This window comes from Amycolatopsis sp. NPDC104775 (genome assembly GCF_055583325.1).
In genome coordinates this window covers 1-19,565 of sequence record NZ_JBVJOE010000022.1, presented here as the reverse complement: position 1 = coordinate 19,565, position 19,565 = coordinate 1, and the positions used below count along the sequence as shown (strand labels likewise).

General features: G+C 69.3%; 19 protein-coding genes. 10 read left to right on the top strand and 9 right to left on the bottom strand.

The window, feature by feature from the left end; translation table 11 throughout:
* Positions 1-47: 47 nt before the first annotated feature.
* Together sepH and serC are read right to left on the bottom strand one after the other, a co-directional pair.
* Positions 48-884, bottom strand: a complete 837-nt coding sequence (gene sepH / locus ACZ63D_RS42365) for a septation protein SepH (protein WP_465359974.1) — start codon at positions 882-884, stop codon at positions 48-50.
* Positions 885-1,131: 247 nt separating this feature from the next.
* Positions 1,132-2,256 (bottom strand): phosphoserine transaminase, encoded by a 1,125-nt coding sequence (gene serC / locus ACZ63D_RS42360; RefSeq protein WP_465359973.1) that lies wholly within the window; start codon positions 2,254-2,256, stop codon positions 1,132-1,134.
* Positions 2,257-2,323: 67 nt separating this feature from the next.
* Here serC and ACZ63D_RS42355 point away from each other — a divergent pair, with 67 nt between their 5' ends.
* Positions 2,324-3,475 (top strand): hypothetical protein, encoded by a 1,152-nt coding sequence (locus ACZ63D_RS42355; protein WP_465359972.1) that lies wholly within the window; start codon positions 2,324-2,326, stop codon positions 3,473-3,475.
* A gap of 1 nt (position 3,476) precedes the next feature.
* Here the strand turns inward: ACZ63D_RS42355 and ACZ63D_RS42350 are convergent, their stop codons facing one another.
* From ACZ63D_RS42350 to ACZ63D_RS42330, 5 genes are read right to left on the bottom strand one after another with little or no spacing between them, the layout of a single operon-like run.
* Positions 3,477-4,823, bottom strand: coding sequence for a serine hydrolase domain-containing protein (locus ACZ63D_RS42350; protein ID WP_465359971.1), 1,347 nt, complete (start codon positions 4,821-4,823; stop codon positions 3,477-3,479).
* Between the two features lie 23 nt (positions 4,824-4,846).
* Positions 4,847-5,470 carry a response regulator gene (locus tag ACZ63D_RS42345; RefSeq protein WP_465359970.1) on the bottom strand — a complete coding sequence of 208 codons (624 nt, stop codon included), beginning with the start codon at positions 5,468-5,470 and terminating at the stop codon, positions 4,847-4,849.
* Positions 5,467-6,654, bottom strand: a complete 1,188-nt coding sequence (locus ACZ63D_RS42340; protein WP_465359969.1) for a sensor histidine kinase — start codon at positions 6,652-6,654, stop codon at positions 5,467-5,469. The genes ACZ63D_RS42345 and ACZ63D_RS42340 overlap by 4 nt, the downstream gene beginning before the upstream one ends.
* Positions 6,633-7,448 carry an ABC transporter permease gene (locus tag ACZ63D_RS42335; RefSeq protein WP_465359968.1) on the bottom strand — a complete coding sequence of 272 codons (816 nt, stop codon included), beginning with the start codon at positions 7,446-7,448 and terminating at the stop codon, positions 6,633-6,635. The genes ACZ63D_RS42340 and ACZ63D_RS42335 overlap by 22 nt, the downstream gene beginning before the upstream one ends.
* Positions 7,445-8,284, bottom strand: a complete 840-nt coding sequence (locus ACZ63D_RS42330) for an ABC transporter ATP-binding protein (RefSeq protein ID WP_465359967.1) — start codon at positions 8,282-8,284, stop codon at positions 7,445-7,447. The genes ACZ63D_RS42335 and ACZ63D_RS42330 overlap by 4 nt, the downstream gene beginning before the upstream one ends.
* Positions 8,285-8,435: 151 nt before the next feature.
* Between ACZ63D_RS42330 and ACZ63D_RS42325 the strand changes: the two genes are divergently transcribed.
* Together ACZ63D_RS42325 and ACZ63D_RS42320 are read left to right on the top strand one after the other, a co-directional pair.
* On the top strand, positions 8,436-10,142 hold the full coding sequence (locus tag ACZ63D_RS42325; RefSeq protein ID WP_465360000.1) for an SDR family oxidoreductase: 1,707 nt from the start codon (positions 8,436-8,438) through the stop codon (positions 10,140-10,142).
* A gap of 14 nt (positions 10,143-10,156) precedes the next feature.
* Positions 10,157-10,738 carry a TetR/AcrR family transcriptional regulator gene (locus tag ACZ63D_RS42320; protein ID WP_465359966.1) on the top strand — a complete coding sequence of 194 codons (582 nt, stop codon included), beginning with the start codon at positions 10,157-10,159 and terminating at the stop codon, positions 10,736-10,738.
* A 39-nt stretch (positions 10,739-10,777) separates the two neighbouring features.
* Here the strand turns inward: ACZ63D_RS42320 and ACZ63D_RS42315 are convergent, their stop codons facing one another.
* Positions 10,778-11,917: a citrate synthase 2 gene (locus tag ACZ63D_RS42315; protein WP_465359965.1), complete on the bottom strand. Its 1,140-nt coding sequence runs from the start codon at positions 11,915-11,917 to the stop codon at positions 10,778-10,780.
* A 479-nt stretch (positions 11,918-12,396) separates the two neighbouring features.
* Between ACZ63D_RS42315 and ACZ63D_RS42310 the strand changes: the two genes are divergently transcribed.
* From ACZ63D_RS42310 to ACZ63D_RS42285, 6 genes are read left to right on the top strand one after another with little or no spacing between them, the layout of a single operon-like run.
* Positions 12,397-12,699, top strand: coding sequence for an urease subunit gamma (locus ACZ63D_RS42310; protein WP_465359964.1), 303 nt, complete (start codon positions 12,397-12,399; stop codon positions 12,697-12,699).
* A gap of 9 nt (positions 12,700-12,708) precedes the next feature.
* A complete protein-coding gene (locus ACZ63D_RS42305) occupies positions 12,709-13,014 on the top strand; it encodes an urease subunit beta (RefSeq protein WP_465359963.1) in 306 nt (101 codons plus the stop codon).
* On the top strand, positions 13,014-14,735 hold the full coding sequence (locus ACZ63D_RS42300; protein ID WP_465359962.1) for an urease subunit alpha: 1,722 nt from the start codon (positions 13,014-13,016) through the stop codon (positions 14,733-14,735). The genes ACZ63D_RS42305 and ACZ63D_RS42300 overlap by 1 nt, the downstream gene beginning before the upstream one ends.
* Entirely contained in the window at positions 14,735-15,421 is a 687-nt protein-coding gene (locus ACZ63D_RS42295; RefSeq protein WP_465359961.1) for an urease accessory protein UreF, read from the top strand. Before ACZ63D_RS42300 ends, ACZ63D_RS42295 begins: the two co-directional genes overlap by 1 nt.
* Positions 15,411-16,112 carry an urease accessory protein UreG gene (gene ureG, locus ACZ63D_RS42290; protein WP_465359960.1) on the top strand — a complete coding sequence of 234 codons (702 nt, stop codon included), beginning with the start codon at positions 15,411-15,413 and terminating at the stop codon, positions 16,110-16,112. The genes ACZ63D_RS42295 and ureG overlap by 11 nt, the downstream gene beginning before the upstream one ends.
* Complete coding sequence (locus ACZ63D_RS42285; RefSeq protein WP_465359959.1) at positions 16,109-16,840, top strand: urease accessory protein UreD; 732 nt, start codon at positions 16,109-16,111, stop codon at positions 16,838-16,840. Before ureG ends, ACZ63D_RS42285 begins: the two co-directional genes overlap by 4 nt.
* Here ACZ63D_RS42285 and ACZ63D_RS42280 read toward each other — a convergent pair.
* On the bottom strand, positions 16,805-18,481 hold the full coding sequence (locus ACZ63D_RS42280; RefSeq protein WP_465359958.1) for a purine-cytosine permease family protein: 1,677 nt from the start codon (positions 18,479-18,481) through the stop codon (positions 16,805-16,807). The genes ACZ63D_RS42285 and ACZ63D_RS42280 overlap by 36 nt on opposite strands.
* Positions 18,482-18,726: 245 nt before the next feature.
* Here ACZ63D_RS42280 and pdxH point away from each other — a divergent pair, with 245 nt between their 5' ends.
* The gene (gene pdxH, locus ACZ63D_RS42275; RefSeq protein ID WP_465359957.1) at positions 18,727-19,392 is read left to right on the top strand and encodes a pyridoxamine 5'-phosphate oxidase; all 666 of its coding nucleotides are present in this window, start codon (positions 18,727-18,729) and stop codon (positions 19,390-19,392) included.
* Positions 19,393-19,565 lie beyond the last annotated feature (173 nt).

Here is a 19,565-nt window from a genome sequence, read left to right as displayed (position 1 = left end):
AAAGCCGGAACCGTGCTGGGCGGTTCCGGCTTCGCTCAGGTGTCAGGTCAGCCGCGCTGGGTGCGAACCCCGAGCAGCACGTCCTCCCAGGACGGCACGATCGGATGGTTCTTCTTCGCCTTCGTGCGCGGCTGCTCGGCGTCGTCCCCGTCGGATTCGCCGGGGACCCGCGGGATCTCCCGGGTCTCGTCGTCGCCCTCGTCCGGACCCTCGATGGCGCGCGGTTCCTCGACGGCGTCGAGCGTCGGCTGCACCACCGCGTCGCGAGCGGGAGCCAGCGCGCGCACGGTGCGCGGGGCGACGTACGAGTTCGGGTTCAGCAGGACCTCGGCGTTCTCGTCGAGAGCGTGCACCGTCCCGCCGTGCGCGCCGGGCGAGAACGACCAGTGCGCGCGGTTGTCGGAGCGGCCGGCCTTCCAGCGCAGCACGACGACCCACTTGCCGTCGTCGCCGCGCCAGGCGTCCCAGGCGGCCTGGTTGTAGTCGTGACCGCGGACGCCGAAGGCGTAGGCGACGACCTCGCCGAGCGTCTGGACGTCCGGCCCGTCCTCGCGGACCGGATGCGCCGACTGCGCGAGTTCCGCGGTGCGGGATCGTTCGAGCAGCACCGGGTAGGCGAAGCGCTCCACCCGCTGCGTCGAGACGCCCGCGCTGCTCGCGACCTGCTCGACGGACTCGCCCGCGCGGATTCGCGCCTGGATCTCGCGTGGCCGCATCTGGCTCTCCAACTCGATCTCGATCTGGCCCAGCCGGGCTATGTCCCCCCTCGCCGCCGCGCGCAGTCTCTCGTCGGCCGGGAGCAGGAAGCGGGTACGGCTCGCCGGGTCCTCCAGCACGAGGGACTTCCCGTCCTCGTGCAGCCCGACCACCCGCAACGCCCGCATTTCTCGCCTCCCCGGTGTTCACCTTTGTGGGTGCCCACGTTAGAACGGCGCGTCGGCTTGACGTGCGAGGCGCGCCGACGCCTCACCCATCCGAACTCAATCCGACGGCCCTTTCGGACCATTTTCGCGAGCACGCACTGCGCCTGCGCCGTGACACGCCGACCACGGTGTGTCACGAACGAGTGGTCGTCAACGCACACCGCCCCGCGAGCCGGAGGGCTGGCGGGGCGGTATGGGCGTTTTCGGGTCAGCCGAGGCGTTCCACGACGTATTCGATGCTCTGGGTGAGCTTCGTGACGTCGTCCGGGTCGATCGCCGGGAACAGGCCGACGCGCAGCTGGTTGCGGCCCAGCTTCCGGTACGGCTCGGTGTCGACGATCCCGTTGGCGCGCAACGCCTTCGCGACCGCGGCGGCGTCGACCTCGTCGGCGAAGTCGACCGTGCCGACGACCTGCGAGCGCAGCTCCGGGTTCGCCACGAACGGCGTGGTGTAGGAGGTTTTCTCGGCCCATTCGTACAGCCGGGTCGAGGATTCCTTGGTGCGCGAGGTGGTCCAGTCGAGGCCGCCCTGTCCGTTCATCCACTCGATCTGCTCGGCGAGCAGGAAAAGCGTGGAGACGGCGGGGGTGTTGTAGGTCTGGTCCTTGCGCGAGTTGTCGAGCGCGGTGGTGAGCGAGAGGAATTCGGGGATCCAGCGGTCGCCGCCGCCGATCTCGCCGATCCGCTCGATCGCGGCGGGCGAGGCGAGCGCGATCCACAGCCCGCCGTCGGACGCGAACGACTTCTGCGGCGCGAAGTAGTAGACGTCAAAGTCCTCGGCCTTGACCGGAAGACCGCCGGCGCCGGACGTCGCGTCGATCGCGACCAGCGCGCCGTCGCTGCCTTCGGGACGCTGAACCGGCACCGCGACGCCGGTCGAGGTCTCGTTGTGCGCCCAGCCGACGAGGTCCGCACCCTGCTGGTAAGCGATCTCCGGCGCGCTGCCCGGGTCGGCCTTCACCACGATCGACTCGCCGAGGAACGGGGCCTTGTTCGTGACGGTGGCGAACTTCGAGGAGAACTCGCCGTAGGTGAAGTGCTGCGCGCGCTCGCGCACGAGGCCGAACGCGGCGGCGTCCCAGAACGCGGTCGTGCCGCCGTTGCCGAGGATGACCTCGTACCCGTCCGGGAGGGAGAACAGCTCGGACAGCCCGGCGCGCACCCGGCCGACGAGCGACTTGACCGGCTTCTGCCGGTGCGAGGTGCCGAGGTAGGTGGAACCGGACCGGGCGAGGGCGGCGAGCTGCTCTTCGCGGACCTTCGAGGGTCCGCAGCCGAAGCGGCCGTCGGCCGGCTTGAGGTCTGCTGGGATCGTCAACTCAGCGTCGGTCATGTGCTTAGTCTCTCAGGTCGGGACAACGCAGGTAACGGCGGTTGGCGGGTGTCCGACATGTGGAATCGTGACGGAAACGCACGGTTACCGGCCGCGCTGGGGGTGGTTTGCGCTCTTCGCCTTGACGGCGTTGGTGCACCCGTGGGACTCGACTGCGCTGATCGGTCTTCCGATCGGCTTCGCCGCGACGCTGGCGCTGGTTTTCGTGCCGCGATGGCCCCGGTGGTCGTTCCCGCGGCGGCTGGCCGCGCCCGCGGTGTTCGGGCTTTCGGTCGCAGCCGCTGGTCTGATCGTGGCTGCCTTGGTCGCGGAAGCGCCGGATCCGGACGAGGTCGGCTCGGCGGTTTTCGCGGTCGTGCTCGCGGTGGGGTTCGTCATCGGCGCACTGCTGTGGTGGCGGCCGTGGAACCGCCCGGCCCGGGTGCGGCCGAAGGGACCAATGCGCGAGGTCCGCGCGAAGCTCGACGGGGATACCACTCAATGGGACTACGGCCAGGAGCCGCCCAGCCTTCTGCGGGTCACGGTCCGCCCGCGCGGCTATCTGACGCTGGTCGACTGCCCGGCGGAACAGGCCCGCGAACTCCGGAGGACCGGACGGCTGCGGATGGACGAGCCGGACGCGCGAGGCCGGGTCGCGGTGGAGATCGGCGGCGTGCTGACGCCGGGGTTCTTCACGACTGACCCGACGGGGCTGCCCCTCCGGAAACTGTCGCAGCGAAGGTTGCGCTGGCAGGCCGCCGCCGCTGTGCCCGTCGCGGTGCTGGCGGTGGCGGTCGCGGTGGGCAGCGTGGTCACGGCGTTCTGGTTCCTCGGCGGTTCCGCGTGGCCGGTGTTGATTCCCGCGCTGTTCTGGGGCGGGCTCGCGGTGGCCTGGGCCAGGCAGGTCCGGGAAACGTGGCAGTCGGGGCCGGGCTCGCTGACTCCGGCTTGGGTGGCGCTGCCGGACCGGAACGTCTGGCCCGGCACGTCGGTGACTGGTTGGCTCGTGGTTGAACCCGGCTGGCCAGGGCGGTTCGGCATCGAACGCTGCCCGCCGGAACTCGCCGCCGAGCTGATCGAGCACCGGCGGCTGTGGGTGTTCGGCCCGCCGCGGATGGGCGACATCCTGGTGGGCCTGCCCGGCCAGGACGTCTACGCGAAGGCGTGGCTGTCCCCGGCCGGGCGGGCAGCGCCCGACCTTGACGCCGAAGAGTCCGGCGTCAAGGTCGAAGCGGGCTGACTCAGCGCCACCCGGCCTCGTCCAGTCCGCCCGGGATCGGCGCGGCCGGGTCGTACGGCGTGCGGCTGAAGATGAACGTGGCGAGGTTCAGGTGGTTCGCCGTTCCGTCCGCGTCACGGCCGACGGTGAGCGTTTCGCCCGCGTAGTAGCCGTCCAGGCCGATCCAGGTGTCCGGGCCTTCGGAGCGGAACCGCGAGGCCCGCCCGCCGCCGACGGCCGGGTTCAGCGAGATCAGGCCGTCGCCCTGCACTCGCAGGAAGTACGGAGAGGGGCCCCAGTGCCACAGCCCGGTCAGCGCGAGCAGCTCCGGGTCCACAGTGGACGGGAGCCATTCGTCGGGCAGTGCGGGTTCGAGGTCGTCGGCGGTGGTGATCAGGTCGAGGCACAGCTGCGTGATGTTGACGCCCGCGGTGGAGTTCGCGAGGCACAGCGCACCGGTGCCGCTGCGCGGGTCGACGAGGGTCGCGGCGAGGAAGCCGGGCATCGAGCCGGTGTGCCCGGCCAGGTGCCTGCCCTGGTAGCGCATGACCATCAGGCCGAGGCCGAACCCGGTCGACCACACCTCGGTGTCGTCGACGATGTTCATCGTGCGCATCTCGTCGACCGTGTCCGCGGACAACACGTCGCCGGTGTGGCCGCCGAGGAACGACGTCCAGCGGCCGAGGTCGGTGATCGTGGACCAGAGCTGCCCGGCCGGGGCCATCGCGCCGGCGTCCGGCCACTTCTCCGGCATGAGCACGTCGGCGAACGGGTGCACGGCGAATCCCTCGGCGTGCGCGCCTTCCGGATGCGGGGTGGTGCGGTTCATGCCCAGCGGGGTCAGGATTTCGTCGCGCACGACGTCGAACCACGGCCGCTCGCGATGCCGGGCGACCAGTTCGCCGAGCACGCCGTAGCCGACGTTCGAGTAGTGGAATTTGGAGCCGGGACGCAGCTTCGTCGCGTCCTTTTCCAGGCTGGAGACGAGCGCCGCCCAGTCCGCGCCGGGCGCGCGTTCCCACCACTGGCCGGGCGATTCCGACGTGAGACCCGAGGTGTGCGACAGCAGTTGCGCGACGGTGACCGAACCGAACGCGGTGCCCGGCAGGTGCCGCTCCAGCGGGTCGGTCAGGGCGAGTTTGCCCTCGTCGCGCAGCCGCATGACCGCGGTGGCGATCATCGTTTTGGTGATCGACCCCAGCCGGTACTGCGTGTCGTCGTCCGGGCGCTGGTCGCCGACGCGGCCGCGGGCTCCGGACCAGACGAGCTCGCCGCCGCGGACGACAGCGGCGACGAGGGACGGGGCGCGGCTGACGGACTGCTCCCGCGCGAGCCGTCGGTACAGGGCGAGTTCGGTGGAGTCGAGCATGGGCGTCATTCTGCCCGGGCGGTTCAGCCGAGCAGTTGCCGGTCCAGCGCCGTCGTCACCGCCGCGGTGCGGTCGGAAACGCCGAGTTTCGAAAACACTCGCAGCAGGTGCGTCTTTACCGTCGCCTCGCCGATGTGCAGCTCGCGGCCGATTTCGGCGTTGGTGCGGCCCTTCGCGACCAGCCGCAGCACCTCTACCTCGCGCGCCGACAGCGGCGACACCGGTTCCGGGTTCCGCATCCGGTGCACGAGCTTGCCCGCGACCGACGGTGCCAGCACAGTCTCGCCGCGGTGCGCGGCGCGGATCGCCCCGGCCAATTCGGTGCGCGAGGCGTCTTTCAGCAGATAGCCCGACGCGCCCGCCTCGACCGCGCGCAGGATGTCCGCGTCGGTTTCGTAGGTGGTGAGCACGACGATCCGGCGGGACGGGGTCTCCTTGAGGATCGCGTGGATCGCGCCGACGCCGTCGAGGCCCGGCATGCGCAGGTCCATCAGGACGACGTCGGGCTGTTTCACGCGGTCGAGCGCCACGGCTTCGTCGCCGGAACCGGCTTCGCCGACCACCGTGAGGTCGTCCTCGGCTTCGAGCATGCCGCGCAGTCCTTCGCGCACCACGGGATGGTCGTCGACCAGCATGATCGTGATCACGCGGGCACCTCCAGTTCCAGTTCGGTGCCGCCGTTCGTGCCGGTGCGCACTTCCAGGCTTCCGCCTACCTGCTCGGCCCGCGAACGCATGCCGCGCAACCCGAAGCCGGTTCCGTCGGCGTCCGGGGTGAAGCCGCACCCGTTGTCCGTTACGCGCAACCGTATCGCTCCGTCCACAGCGGACAGCCGCACGCGGACGAGAGTCGCGCCGGCATGCTTGCGCACGTTCGACAGCGCTTCCTGCGCCGCGCGCAGCAGCACCACTTCGACCGCGGTGGACAGTGGCGGCAGTGCATCGTCCACTTCGCACTCAACCGGTACGCCAGTCTCCTCCGCGAGCCGATCTGCTTGCCGCCGCACGGCTTCCGGCAACGAGCCAGTGGCCAAATCGGACGGAGCGAGCGCGGCGACCATCGCGCGGGCCTCGGCGAGATTCTCGCGTGCGGTGCGACCGGCGAGCGCGAGATGCCTGCGCACTGTGGACAGGTCAGTGTCCAGTTCGGACTCGATCGCCTGGGTCAGCGTGATGATGCTGGTGAACCCCTGGGCGAGCGTGTCGTGGATTTCCCTGGCCAGCCGTTCGCGCTCGGCCGCGGTGCCCGCTTCCCGGGACAGCCGGGCGACCTCGGCCTGGCTGGATTCCAGCTCGCGGATCAGCTCGGCGCGGGCGCGGCTCTGCCGCAGGACGTCGCTGGTGAACTTCCCGGCCAGCACGCTGAAGACGATGAGGATCGCGGTCATCGGCAGCAGCACCGACAGCAACTGGTTGTCCCAGCCGCCGTTCACTACCGCGGAGACGGGTTCGAGCAGGATCAACAGCGTCGTCGCGACGATCCCGGGGCGCAGCTCCAGCAGCATGAACACCAGCGGGCAGGCGAGAAACAGCACGAAGCTCGCCGCGGTCGTCGCGAGGATGGCGGTGGCGCTCAACGCGATCAGCGCCGTCGCCGCGACGACGCGGACGGTCTCGTTGTCCTCGCCGTGCACGACGCGCCGTCCTACGGCCAGGTACCCGATCGCGATCGCACCCAGCGCGGCTTCGGCCACGACCTTCGCGGTTGTCGAACCGTCGTTGAGCATCACCAGGACCGCGGTCGCCGCGTAGGCGACCGCGAACAGCACCTCCCAGGACCAGTACGACCGCTCCCAGACGTCGGCCTGGTTCACTTCGCTTCGTTCGTCCACCGGAACGTCACCCTCGCGAGCACCAGGCCCACCACGCACCACACCGCCAGCACCAGCGCCACCTTCGGAAGCTCCCATGTCCCCGCCATTTCCTGGGTCGCGGCCTCCGGCGGAAGAAACACCGAGCGGAAGCCCTGGCAGATCCATTTCAGCGGGAAGAACGACGCGACCTCGACCATGATCCTCGGCAGATGCGTGATCGGCGTGACGAACACCCCGGAGATGAACTGCAGCACCAAGTACACCAGCTGCACCAGCGCCACGGTCCCGGCCGCGGAACGGGCGACCGAGCTGATCGCGATGCCCAGCAGCGTCGAGGACACGATCCCGAGCAGCAGTACCCACACCAGCGTCAGCCATTTCGCCGGGTCGGACGGCAGTTCGAGGTGGAACATCAGCATCGCCACCGCGGCCATCAGGACGGTCTGCGCCACGCTGGTCACCGCGACCATCACCATTTTGCCGACGAAATAGGCCGCCGCGGGCATCGGTGTGCCGCGCAATCGTTTAAGCGCCCCGATTTCCCGGTCCGCGGCGATGCCGATGCCAACGCTGTTGAAGGACGTCGACACGATGCCCGCGCCGATCATCCCGGCGGCGAGCAGCTGACCGGACGAAACCCCGCTCTGGCCGGTCGGGCCGTCGAGGATGGAGCCGAGCAGGATCATCAGCACCGCGGGCAGCGAGAAGGTGAACACCACCTGCTCGCGGTTGCGGAAGAACTGCCGCAGTTCGAGTGCGCCGCGGGCGAGGCCGAGGCGGTACGTGCCCGGCACGGCCATGGTGGTGGTCACGGTTTCTCCCCGATCAGGTCGAGATAGACGTCTTCCAGGCTGGGGCGCGTGACGGTGAGGCCAGCGAGCTCTCCTTGTGCGCCAGCGAGTTGCGAGACGAGTTTCGTCGGAAACTGGGTGCGTTCCTCGTGGCTGCCGCGTTCGTCCTGCCAGCGCACGACCGCTTCGGCGCGTTCGCGCCCGGCGAGGGTCGCCGGCGTCCCCTCCGCGACGACCGATCCGCGCGCGATCACCGCCAGCCGGTCGGCCAGCGCCTCGACCTCGTCGAGGTAATGCGTGGTCAGCAGGATCGTGGTGCCCTCGTGGGCGAGCCCGTCGATGAGCGTCCAGAACTGCCGCCGCGCCTCCGGGTCGAATCCGGTGGTGGGCTCGTCCAGGAAGAGCAGTTCCGGACGGCCGATGATGCCGAGCGCGACGTCCACCCGGCGGCGTTGCCCGCCGGACAGCGATTTCACCCGTGAGCCCGCCTTCGCGGTGAGGCCGACCTGATCGATCACCTCTTCCGGATCCCGCGGGTTCGGGTAGTACTTCGCGAAGTGCCGCACGGTTTCCGCGACGGTCAATTCCGCCGCGTCGGTGGCCGTCTGCAACACGATGCCGAGGCGAGCGCGCCACGCGCGTCCCGCGGTACCCGGGTCCTCGCCGAGGACAGCGGCTTCCCCCGCCGTCCGCTGCCGGTGCCCCTCCAGGATCTCGACGGTGGTCGTTTTGCCCGCGCCATTGGGCCCGAGCAGGGCGAACACCTCGCCGTCGGTGATATCGAGATCGATCCCGGCCACGGCGAGGTGGCCCGGGTACTCCTTGCGCAGTCCGCGCACTCGCACTGCTGTGCTCATGGGTCCAGCGTGCGCCGCGGAGAGCGGTGCGCGGGACGTCCGGGCAGTGGAATCCGGCTGTCCATCGAACGGTGGACACGCTGGTTTCCCGTGGAACCACGGCGTTCGCTGTTGACAAGTTGTCTAACATGACAAGATGTCTCACAAGCAGGTGACTGCCAGCGACGGAGTCCGCCTTTCGGTCCGGGTGAGCGGCAACCCGGACGGGCCCACGGTCGTGCTCGTGCACGGATATCCGGACAACAGCTCGATGTGGGACGGCGTCGCCGAGGAGCTGCGCCGCGAACACCGCGTGGTCGTCTACGACGTGCGCGGCGCGGGCGAATCCGACAAACCGCGAGCGCTCCGGGCGTACCGGCTGGATCAGCTCGCCGACGACCTCGCCGCGGTGGTCGACGAGGTGCAGCCGTTCGGGAAGGTCCACCTCGTGGCGCACGACTGGGGCTCGATCCAGGCGTGGCACGCGGTGACCGGTGACCGGCTGCGCGACCGGATCGCTTCGTACACCTCGCTTTCCGGGCCTAGCCTTGACCACGCCGGTGCGTGGTTCCGGGCGCAGCTGACCCGGCCGACGCCGCGTCGACTCGGACACGCGTTGCGGCAGTTCCTGCATTCGTATTACATCGTCGCGTTCCAGGTTCCGTTGATTCCGGAACTGTTGTGGCGCAGCGGAATCATGCGCGCGATGATCCGGAAGCTGGAGCCCGCCGAATCGTCTCCCAAGACGTCGGACGGGGTGCATGGCTTGAAGCTGTACCGGGCGAACATGGGGCCGCGGTTGTCCCGGCCGCGTCCGCGCCCGGCGGAAATCCCGGTGCAAGTGCTCGCGCCGACTGGTGATTCGTATGTCACCGCGCCGCTGCAGACCGAGGTCGAGCGCTGGGTGCCGGACCTGCACGTCCGGCGCGTGATCGGATCGCACTGGATCACTCGGACGAAGCCCGCGGTGGTCGCGACCGCTGCGGCTGAGCTGATCGCATCGGTGGAAACTGGCGAGGAAACGCGGGGATTGCGCCGTGCGCGGGTCGGTGGCGGCGGCGGTCGCTTCGCGCACCACCTGGTGGTCGTGACCGGTGCGGGCAGCGGGATCGGCCGGGAGACCGCGCTGGCGTTCGCGGCCGAGGGCGCGGACGTGGTGGTCAGCGACATCAACGGCGATTCGGCCGCGGAAACCGCGAAACTGGTGCGGGAACGCGGGGTCGACGCTGGTGAGTACACAGTGGACTCTTCGGACGGCGCGGCGGTCGCCCGGTTCGCCGAGCAGGTGCGGGACGAGTTCGGCGTGCCGGACATCGTGGTGAACAACGCCGGGATCGGCATGTCCGGTCCGTTCCTCGACACGACGATCGAGGACTGGGAGAAGGTCGTGGACGTCAACCTGTGGGGCGTGATCCACGGGTGCCGCGCGTTCGCGCCGATGATGAAGGAACGCGCCGAGGGCGGGCAGATCGTGAATCTCGCTTCCGCCGCGGCGTATCTGCCGTCGAAGATTCTCACCGCTTACGGCACCACGAAGGCTGCTGTGCTCGCGCTGAGCAATGGCTTGCGCGCGGAGCTGGCAGCCGAGGGAATCGGGGTCACGGCGGTGTGCCCGGGATTGGTGAACACCAACATCACCAAGAACACCAGGTTCGTCGGCGTCGACGAGGTCGAGGAGAAGCGACGGCAGAAAGAATCGTCGAAGCTCTACGCCCGGCGCAATTTCGGCCCGGAACGCGTGGCACGCGACATTCTGCGCGCCGTGGAGAAGAACGTCGCGATCCAGCCGTCCACTCCGGAAGCCAAGGTGGCGCTGGTCCTTTCGCGACTGACGCCCGGCTTGCTGCGTGCCGCGGCGAAACTGGACGTCACGCCGTGAGCCGTCCTCGCCGGATGACCGCGCAGGCCCGGCGGGACGACCTGATCGCGGCGGCGCTGGACCTGTTCGGCACCCGCGCCCCGGAATTGGTCACGGTGGACGACATCGTGGCCCGCGCTGAAGTGTCGCGACCGTTGTTCTACCGGTATTTCCCCAGCCTGCGGGAACTGCAAATGCAGGCGTTGCGCACGGTCACCGACGGTTTGGTCGATCGGCTCGCGACGCTGGAAGAAGGCCCGCCGGAAGAACGGCTGCGCGCGGCGGTGCGTGGTCTGGTCGATGTCGCCGCGCATTACCGCGAGGGCTATGTCGCGTTGCTGCGCAGTGGTTCGGTGATCGCCACTTCGGAGACGGACGCGGCGATCGACGAGGTCCGCAACCGTGCCGTCGAGCTGATCCTGGAAGCGCTGGCGATTCCGGAACCGTCGCCGTTGGTGCTGCTGACCTTGCGCTGCTGGACCGCGGTGGTCGAGGGCGCTTTGCTGTCGTGGCTTCAAGAAGGCACCGTCGCGCGGGAAACGCTGGACGGCTGGCTGGTCGACCAGCTCACCGCGATGCTCGCCGCCACCGACGCGCATCTGGCCAAAAAGCCGTGAAGGCCCCCTTGAACTCAAGGAGGCCTTCACGGACTTGGGTCAGATCTGGGTGACGCTGTCCCAGCCTTCGACCTCGGACGGCGTGCGCGGGCCGGGGCCGACGTACTTCGCCGACGGACGGACCAGGCGGCCGGTCTGCTTCTGCTCCAGGATGTGCGCCGCCCAGCCGGCGGTGCGCGCGGAGGAGAACATCGCCGGCATCATGTGCGGCGGCACCTTCGCGAAGTCCAGGATCACCGCGGCCCAGAACTCGACGTTCGTTTCGATCGGGTGGTCCGGACGGCGTTCGCGCAGCTCGGCCAGCGCGGCCTGCTCCAGCGCGGCGGCCACCTCGTAGCGTTCCGCGCCGAGTTCCTTGCAGGTGCGGCGCAGCACGCGGGCGCGCGGGTCCTCCGCGCGGTACACGCGGTGGCCGAAGCCCATCAGCCGCTCCTTGCGGTCGAGGATGCCCTTGACCAGCGCGCGGGCGTCACCCGTGCGCTCGACCTCCTCGATCATCGGCAGCACGCGCGCCGGAGCGCCGCCGTGCAGCGGGCCGGACATCGCGCCGATCGCGCCGGACAGCGCCGCCGCGACGTCCGCCCCGGTGGAGGCGATGACGCGCGCGGTGAAGGTGGAGGCGTTGAGGCCGTGCTCGGCGGCGGAAACCCAGTACGCGTCGACCGCCTTGACGTGCGCCGGGTCCGGCTCGCCGCGCCAGCGGATCATGAACCGCTCGGTGATCGACTTGGCCTCGTCCACCCGGGACTGCGGCACCGCGGGCTGGCCGATGCCGCGCGCGGACTGCGCGACGTAGGACAGCGCCATCACCGAAGCGCGGGCGAGCTGGTCGCGCGCGTCCTCATCGGTGATGTCGAGCAGCGGCCGGTAACCCCAGATCGGGGCGAGCATGGCGAGCGCGGCCTGGACGTCCACCCGGACGTCGCCGGTGTGCACCGGAAGCGGGAACGGCTCGGCGGGCGGAAGCCCGGTCCCGAACCGGCCGTCGACCAGGAGCCCCCATACGTCGCCGAAGGTCACCTTCCCGGCGAGATCCTCGATGTCCACGCCGCGGTAGCGCAGCGCACCGCCGTCCCGGTCTGGTTCGGCGATTTCGGTCCGAAACGCGACGACGCCTTCAAGGCCAGGCCGGAACCCGTCGTCGGCTTCGTTGGTCTTGCTGATCGTGGAGGTAGTCACTCTTCGCGAACCCTTTCGATGCGCATTCCCCGGCTGTGTTGTGCACGCGCGGACGGGATACACGCTGGCTCCTTGCGCGCCTCATCGCACGGTGGGACAAACCATGCTCCCTTTGCCCGGCTCAGGCAACGGAAGATGTGGTGGTTTCGGTCACGATTACGAGAACGATTCAGCCCAGGTGGACCCGCTACGCCACTTTCTCCCGTTCCGGCGAGGTGGCCGCAGTCTGGTACCCCGGTGGACTCCAGGTGAATCCCGGTTTGCCGAGAGCGGGCGGGAGTCACGGTGAGTAAGGGGCGCGGACGCCGGGCGTGCTCCGGGAGTGGCGGGCGACGGAGAGGCGCGTGCGGAATTCTCGCCGAGGTGTTTCCGGCTTGTCCGAATTCCTTTCGAGTTCGCCGAACCGGTGCTGTACGCGCTACGTAAACACTGCGTTGCCGAATCAGGCGGAGCGCGGTCTCCGGTGGTAGACCTTGGCCATGCACTTGAGCCCGCAGGAACGCGACAAACTGCTGGTCCACGTCGCGGCGGACGTTGCGCGCAAACGGCTTGAACGAGGTCTTCGGCTCAATCACCCCGAAGCCGTCGCGCTGATCACCGACTACGTACTGGAAGGCGCCCGCGACGGCCGGACGGTCACCGAGCTCGCCGCGGGCGGGCGCGGTGTTCTCACGCGGGCGCAGGTGCTCGACGGGGTGCCGGAAATGGTGGATTCCGTGCAGGTGGAAGCGACTTTTCCGGACGGCACGAAGCTCGTCACCGTGCACGAACCGATTGCTTGAGGAGGAATCGTGCGGCCAGGCGAGATCATTCCCGGCGACGAGCCGGTGCCGCTGAATCCGGGGCGCGCCCGGATCCGGCTGCGCGTGCGCAACCTCGGCGACCGGCCGGTGCAGGTCGGTTCGCACTATCACTTCGCCGCGGTCAATCCCGGGCTGGAGTTCGACCGCGAAGCGGCCCGCGGGCACCGGCTCGACGTGCCCGCCGGGACCTCGGTGCGGTTCGAGCCGGGGATCGACCGCGAGGTCGACCTGGTTCCGTTCAGCGGCGCTCGGCGGGTGCCGGGGCTGCGTGCCGAATACGCCGGGGAGTTCTGATGCCGGAGATCGACCGCGCCCGTTACGCGGAACTGTTCGGCCCGACCGCCGGGGACCGGATCCGGCTCGCGGACACCGATCTGCTGATCGAGGTGACCGAGGACCGGTCGATCGGGCCGGGCGGCAGCGGGGACGAGGTGCTTTTCGGCGGCGGGAAGGTGATCCGCGAGTCGATGGGCCAGGGCATGGCCACTCGCGCCGAAGGAGCACCGGATCTGGTGATCACCGGTGCGGTGATTCTCGACCACTGGGGAGTGGTGAAAGCCGACGTCGGCGTCCGGGACGGGCGTATCGTCGGGATCGGCAAGGCGGGCAATCCGGACACTATGGACGGTGTCGACCCGGCGCTGGTGATCGGGCCGTCCACGGAAGTGCTGGCGGGAAACGGGAAAATCCTCACCGCGGGCGGTATCGACTGTCACGTGCATTTCGTCTGCCCCCAGCTCGTCGACACGGCGCTCGCGGCCGGGCTGACCACTTTGGTCGGCGGCGGCACCGGTCCGAACGAGGGCACCAAGGCGACCACGGTGACTCCCGGAGCCTGGAACCTCGGCCGGATGCTGTCCGCAATGGACGGTCAGCCGGTGAACGTGCTGCTGCTGGGCAAGGGCAACACTGTCCGGCACGAGGCGTTGCGGGAGCAGTTGGCCGCCGGGGCGGGCGGGTTCAAACTGCACGAGGACTGGGGCTCGACCCCGGCCGCGATCGACGCTTGCCTCACCGTCGCGGACGAATCCGGCGTGCAGGTCGCGATCCACACGGACACGCTCAACGAAGCCGGTTTCCTGGAGTCCACTGTGGAGGCGATCGGCGGTCGGTCGATCAACGCCTACCACACCGAGGGCGCGGGCGGCGGGCACGCGCCGGACATCATCGAGGTGTCCGGGATGGCGAATTTCCTTCCCTCGTCCACGAATCCGACCCGGCCGCACACCGTCAACACTCTCGACGAGCACCTCGACATGCTGATGGTCTGCCACCACCTCAACCCGTCGGTGCCCGAGGATCTCGCCTTCGCGGAAAGCCGGATCCGGCCGAGCACGATCGCCGCCGAGGACGTGCTGCACGATCTAGGCGCGATTTCGATGATGAGTTCCGATTCGCAGGCGATGGGCCGGATCGGCGAGGTCATCATCCGGACCTGGCAGACCGCGCACGTGATGAAAGGCCGCCGTGGCGCGCTTCCCGGAGACGGTGCGGCGGACAATTTACGCGCCCGTCGCTACGTCGCGAAGTACACGATCAACCCGGCGATCGCGCACGGGATGGACGGGGAGATCGGCTCGGTGGAGGTTGGCAAACTCGCCGATCTTGTGCTGTGGGAGCCGAAGTTCTTCGGCGTGCGCCCGCATGTGGTGTTGAAGGGCGGGTTCCCGGCGTGGGCGGCGATGGGGGACGCGAACGCTTCGATCCCCACGCCGCAACCGGTGCTCGCGCGGCCGATGTTCGGGGCCGCGCCCGCGGTGGCGGCCGCGTCCAGTCTGCATTTCGTGGCTCCGGAAGCACTGGACTCCGGTTTGTCCGAGCAGTTTCGTATCGCCCGGCCGCTGGTCCCGGTCGCCAACACTCGCCGCCGGACAAAAGCGGACATGGTGCTGAACGACGCGACCCCGCAGGTGCGAGTGGATCCGGACAGTTTCGCGGTGCGCGTGGACGGAGAACTGATCGAACCGCATCCGGTGGCTGAATTGCCCATGACACAACGGTATTTCCTGTTCTGATGGATCCGGTCGCGCTCATCCTCGCCGACTCCCGGTTCCCGGGCGGCGGACACGTGCATTCCGGCGGCTTTGAAGAGGTGGCTGCACGCGGTCTCGTCCGGTCTGAACGAGACTTGCCGGGATTCCTCTTTGGACGGTTGCATACCGCAGGTCTTCTCGCCGCGGTATTCGCCGCCGCCTCAGCACACGCCGCGGCCCGAGCTGTCGAGAGTGTCCATTGGCGACGGTTGGATCAAGAACTTGACGCTCGCACGCCGTCGCTCGCGCAACGGGAAGCGTCGCGGGCGCAAGGCCGGGGGACCGCGCGAGCCGGACGTGCGGCGTGGCCGTCCTCCGTGCTGTCCCAGCTGCTCGCCGAAACCCCGCGTCCACACCATCCGATCATCAGCGGCGCGCTCGTCGGCATCAGCGGCGGCAGTCCGTTCGACGCGGCCATGGCGGTGGCTTATCTCGCCGTGAGCGGTCCGGCGAGCGCAGCGGTACGGCTGCTCGGGCTGGACCCGTTCGCCGTGAACGCGGTGGTCGCACGGCTTGCCGGACCACTGCGTGAAGTGAGCGGCCAGGCCGCCGAAACCGCCGGTGCCGATCCGGCCGAGTTACCCGCCCCAGCGTCGCCGGCGCTGGATCTGTTCGCCGAGGAACACGCTCGGCATCACCAGGAAGAGGTGCGTCTCTTTGCCAGCTGAACACGGTCACGGGCACTTCCACGCCGTCAACTTCGACCCGACCGCCGCCGAACCGGATCACTACGACGCGGCGCCGACCGCCGGGCGGGCGTACCGGATCGGCATCGGCGGCCCGGTCGGCAGCGGCAAAACCGCGCTCACCGCGGCGTTGTGCCGCGCGCTGGGCGACGAACTGAACCTGGCCGTGGTCACCAACGACATCTACACGACCGAGGACGCCGACTTCCTGCGCAGGGCGGGCGTCCTCGACCCGGAACGGATCGAGGCGGTGCAGACCGGAGCCTGTCCGCACACCGCGATCCGCGACGACATCACCGCGAATCTCGACGCGGTGGAACGGCTGGAGGAGAAGTTCCCCGGCCTGGAACTGGTCATCGTGGAAAGCGGCGGCGACAACCTGACCGCGGTGTTCAGCCGCGGACTGGCCGACAGCCAGATCTTCGTGGTCGACGTCGCGGGCGGGGACAAGGTGCCGCGCAAGGGCGGCCCCGGCGTGACGACGGCCGACCTGCTGGTGATCAACAAAACCGACCTCGCTCCGCTGGTCGGGGCCGACCTGACCGTGATGACCTCGGACGCCCACCACATGCGAGGCGAGCTGCCGGTGTTCACCCAGTCCCTAGTGGACACTCCGGACGCACCGGCCGTGGCGGACTGGGTGCGCTCGCTGGTGCCGGTCCGGCAGGGGTGAAGGCGCACGCCCGCCTGGTCGCGGCCCTCGCCGACGACGGACGGACGGTGCTGCGAGAGCTGAAATCCATGGCACCGCTCACGCTCGTCCCGCGTCGCCTGCGCGGTCCCGGCGCGATGGTGCACCTGGTCAACTCGGCCACCGCCCCGCTCGGCGGTGATGAGCTGCGCCTCGAGATCCGGGTCGAGGCCGGTGCGGAGCTGAAACTGTCCGGCGTCGCGGCGACCCTCGCGCTGCCCGGTCTGCGCGAGGTGCCCAGCCTGTCCACTGTGGAGGTCGTCGTCGAGGACGGCGGCTCGTTCGAGTATCTGCCGGAGCCGACCGTCGTCACCGCTCGCGCCGACCACGTCGCCGTGCTGCGCGCCGACCTGGCCGCCGACGCCCGGTTCCACACCCGGGAAGTCCTCGTGCTCGGCCGGGAAGGCGAACGGCCAGGCCGGCTGTCGTCCACAGTGCACGTGACACGCGGCGGCGTCCCGGCACTCCGGCAGACGCAGACAGTCGGTGCCGCTGCCCTGGACGCGAGCCTCGCGGTACTGGCCGGACAGCGAGTACTGGTGACCGAGATCGAGTTTGGCGGCCCGGACGGTCCTGCGGCGTCCGGACCGTGGTGGTCGCGGACGCCGCTGGCTGCCGGTGGGATGCTGACCACCGCGCTGGCCCCGGACGTGGTGACAGCGTCGAGGCGCGGGTTATCCGGCGGTGCGGAAGGTCGGCTCGGGCAGTGAGACCGGGCCGGCTGTACGGCACATGTCGTGGCAGCTGCTGTCGAGCGTGCAGCACAGCGAGCAGATCGCGCCGCCCTGGTTGGCGCAGTCGGCGATGTCCGGCAGTTCGTAGGCGTCGCCGCAGACCGAGCAGTTGTGCGTGGCGGTGCGGTCCTGGTCGACCTCGGGGCCGGAAACGAGGTTGGGCCGCACCAGGTAGTACCGGCCGCGGGTGGCCACCGCGAGCACCGGCACCAGCACAACGGCGATCACCAGCGCCAGTAGTGGGCTGAAAGCCGCCAGATATTCGCCGAACGCGCCGAAGTACGCCGCGATGGACACCGCGGAAGCGAGCACCATGGCACCGAAGCCGACCGGGTTGATCTTGTGCAGGTAAGCCCGTTTGAATTCGATGTAGCGCGGGGAAAGCCCGAGCGGTTTCGCGATCACGAGGTCCGCGCACACCGCGCCGATCCAGGCGATCGCGACGTTCGAATAGAAGCCGAGGATCTTGTTCAGGAACCCGAACGCGCCGAATTCCATCAGCGCGAGCGCGATCCCGCAGTTGACCAGCACGTACCAGGTTCGGCCCGGGTGGCGGTGCACTACGCGGGAGAAGAAGTTCGCGAAGGACAGCGAGCCGGAGTACGCGTTCGTCGTGTTGATCTTGATCTGCGAAACCACCACGAACAACGCGGCGAAGGTGAGCGCGGCCGGTCCGAGCGCGGGCCGCACTGCCTCGAGATAGGGCGCGATCGGCTCCAGTGCGGCGGTCTTGCCCACCGCGCCGAGCGCGAGGAAGGCCAGCAGCGCGCCGCCGATCTGCTTCGCCGCGCCGAGGACGACCCAGCCGGGTCCGGCGGCGAGCACCGCGGCCCACCACGAGCGCTTGTTCTCGGCTGTCTTCGCGGGCATGAAACGCAGGTAGTCGGCCTGCTCGCCGATCTGCCCGATCAGCGACAGCGCGATGCCCATCCCGAAACCGAAGCCGACCGCGGAGAATCCGGAGCCCGCGCCCTCGATGCCGCCGAACGTGGCGAAATCGGCGAATCGTCCGGGTTCCCGCACGAGCACGACGACGAACGGCAGGACCAGTCCGGCAATCCAGAGCGGCTGCGTCCAGGTCTGCATCTTCGCGACCGCGCCCATCCCGTAGAGCGCGAACGGCAGCACGATCAGCGTCGCCAGCAAGTAGCCGATCGGCAGCGGAATGCCGAGCGCCAGCTGGAACGCCTGACCCATGATCGAGCCTTCGAGGGAGAAGAAGATCACGGTGAAACTGGCATAGACGAGCGAGGTGAGAGTGGACCCGAAGTAGCCGAATCCAGCGCCGCGGGTGAGCAGGTCCATGTCCACGCCGTAGGTCGCGCAGGCGCGCGCGATCGGTATCCCGGTTACGAAGATCACCACCGCGGCGGCCAGGATGGCGAGGACTCCTGAGGTGAAGCCGTAGGACAGCACGATGCTGGCGCCGATGGCGAAGTCGGCGAGGTAGGCGATCCCGCCCAGCGCGGTCGTCGCGACGACGAACGGCGACCAGCGCCGGAACGATTGCGCGGCGAAGCGCAGCGAGTAGTCCTCGCGGTTCTCGTTCGCGGCGAGCGGGGCGTAGGTGCGTTGTGGCTTTCGCGTGCCGTCGCGTTCGGACAGAGTTTCGGTCATCTGGCCTGCCTCCGTGACTGGGGACGGGTGCGGAGCAGGTCGAAAGGTAGGTGCGGCCTGTATCGATCAGGGACCAGCTCGTGAACGACGCGTTACAACTCGGCGTCCTGCGGTTACGTCCCGATGGCGGGCCAGGCGTGGCAGGAGTCACCGTTCGGTGGGTTTCGCCGGGACCGGCGACCCAATACCGTCGCTGGATAGCCGTGATTCGACACCCTCACCAGGGGTAACGGAGGTTGGGCCGGATGACACCGGAGATCGACGAGGCGGTCGTGCGGCTGCCCGGCATGCGGGTGGCTTACGACAGCGCGCCGTTTGACGAGTCGGCGCTCGCGGCCACTTGGCATGAGCAGCTGGAAAACTGGCTGAGCCAGGCAGTGTCCGAAGCGCTCGCGGAACCCAACGCGATGGTGCTCGCGACCGCTGACGCCGACGGCAGGCCGTCTTCGCGGACAGTGCTGTGCAAGGGCTTCGACGACCGCGGGGTCGTTTTCTACACGAACTACACGTCGGCGAAGAGCCACGACCTCACGGCCACGCGCTACGCGTCGGCCACTTTCCCCTGGTACCCGCTGCACCGCCAGGTCACGATCCGCGGTGAGGTCGAGAAGGTCAGCGCGGACGAGACGGCCGCCTACTGGGCCCAGCGCCCGCGCGGGTCGCAGCTCGGGGCGTGGGCGTCGCCGCAGTCGCGGGTGGTCGAGGGGCGGCGGGCGTTGGACAACGCCCTGCGGAATATTGAACGCCGGTTCGGTGATGTCGAGCAGATCCCGGCTCCGCCGCATTGGGGTGGGTGGCGGATTCGGCCGGACTTTGTCGAGTTCTGGCAGGGGCGTGAGGATCGGATGCACGATCGGCTTCGTTTTCACCGGACTCACGACGGGTGGCATGTGGAGCGGTTGGCTCCCTGATCCTTTTCGGACGCCGCCTCTGGGCTTTGGCCTGGGGGCGGTGTTTTGGTTGGGGGCTCGTCGCCTGGCGGCGACATTGCGCCCGGGTGGCGTGTGGGGGCACCCCGAAGCTGATTGTGACGACGGCGCGGGGGTGCTTGTCAAGGCGGGAAAGATGCCTTGACAAGCACCCC